The organism is Geomonas sp. (genome assembly GCF_056994735.1).
This window is the reverse complement of the sequence record NZ_JBXKJL010000471.1, coordinates 1-1780: the sequence shown is the minus strand read 5'-3', so window position 1 is coordinate 1780 and position 1780 is coordinate 1. Positions and strand designations below refer to the sequence as shown.

Below are 1780 nucleotides of genomic sequence, written 5' to 3'. Positions count from 1 at the left end.
CGAAGCGTTCGCGGTCGGCGATTTCCGTTACGCCGGAACCATTCACCGTAATCGCCTTGAGCCCCTTGGCCCCCATGACGGCGCCGAGGCCGCCGCGCCCTATCGAGTTCCCCTCTCCCATCATGATATTGGCGAAGAGGACGCCGTTCTCGCCTGCGGGTCCGATGGCGGTGACGCTGCCACGATCCTTCAGCGCAGCCACCGTCTCCTTCACACCTTTCCCCCACAGTGATTGGGCAGGCATGAGCTCCACGCTTTCGTCATCGATGGCAAGGAAAACGGGCTCGGGGCTCTTGCCGGTCACGAAGATAACATCGACCCCGCTTGCCTTCAAGCGCCAGGCGAAGCGTCCGCCGGCGGAACAGTCGTAGATGGTGCCGGTGAGAGGCGAGCGTGAGACACAGGCAAGGCGGGCGGAGGTGGGAGACGTCGTGCCGCAAAGGGGGCCGACTGCGAAGATCAGCGGCATCTCCGGGGCGAAGGGGTCCAAGCGGAAGTAGTCCCGCATCAGCCGGACGCCCAGGCCCCGTCCGCCGAGGTATGCGTGGAGAAGCTCCGTCGGGATATCCTCCCGGTGGCAGCGCCCACGGGTCAGGTCTACGTACAAGATTTTTCCGGTCCAGCCGTACATTCAAAATCCTTTAGAAGCTCACCACAGAGGACACGGAGGGGGGCTCAGGGGACACGGAGGAACTCGAAGTCGAGGACAATCCCCCCCCAGACCCCCTTCGTTCCTCTGTGTGTTCCTCTGTGTTCCTCTGTGGTTTTGCTTATTTTTGCCTTGTTTGGTGAGCGTTTAGAGGTACTCCGCCTTCCCCCGTCGCTCCAGCTCTTCCACCACCTTCTTAACATCCTGTGCTGCGGATTTCGCGCAGACCATGACGGCGTCGGGGGTGTCGACCACGATCAGGTCCTTGACTCCCACGAAGGCTACCATTTTCCCTGCGCCATAGGCCAGACACCCCTCAGACCCGACGGATACTGACCCGGTCGCACTGATCACCACATGCCCATCCAGGTCCGACTCCATCACCTCGGGGAGCGCACTCCACGATCCGACATCGCTCCATCCGAAGGACGCGGGGATCACCTTCACGTCCCGGGCCTTCTCCATCACCCCGAAGTCGATGGACTCTCCCTTGATGCCGCCGTAGATCGCCTCGATCTGCGGCTTCAGATCGGAAATCGCCCACATTTCGTTGGTGAAGGTCAGCTTCGCCAAGGTGCTGCAAAGCTCCGGCATGTAGCGGCCCAGCTGGTCGAGGATGGTGCAGGCCCCCCAGACGAACATGCCGCTGTTCCAGTAGAAGCGCCCACTGGCAAGGAACTCCATGGCCCGCTCCAGCGGCGGCTTTTCCACGAACCGGCGGACGGCGACGGGTTGGCCGCCGGCATCGGATTCGGCCTCGATGTAGCCGTAGCCGGTCTCGGGGCGGGTCGGGGTGATGCCGAGGGTCACCAGGCTGCCGCTCTCGGCGACGGAGCGGGCTTTCAGCAGGGTCTCCCTGAAGCCTGCCTCGTCCAGGATGTAGTGATCGGCGGGGAGCACCGCCATGATGCCGTCGGGATCGAAACGGGCGATGATCGAGGCGGCAAGGCCTATGGCCGGGGCGGTGTTTCTTCCCACCGGCTCCTCGATGACGTCAACAGGCACGCCCTTGATGTACGCCAGCTGCTTCCTGGTCTCCTCGGCCTGCAGGGCGTTGGTCACCACCATGACCCGCTTCGGGTTCATCGGGACCACCCGCTCCACGGTCCTTTGCAGCATGGACTTGCCGCC

The 1780-nt window shown here is 63.3% G+C and carries 2 protein-coding genes; both read right to left on the bottom strand.

The genetic code is table 11. The annotated features are described in order from the left end of the window. Window positions 1-631: aldehyde ferredoxin oxidoreductase N-terminal domain-containing protein (locus AC11W3_RS20160; protein ID WP_484093640.1), on the bottom strand; the 631-nt coding region annotated here is incomplete at its 3' end. A gap of 165 nt (window positions 632-796) precedes the next feature. Then, the coding region (locus AC11W3_RS20155; RefSeq protein WP_484093639.1) for a mannose-1-phosphate guanylyltransferase at window positions 797-1780 on the bottom strand (984 nt) is incomplete at its 5' end.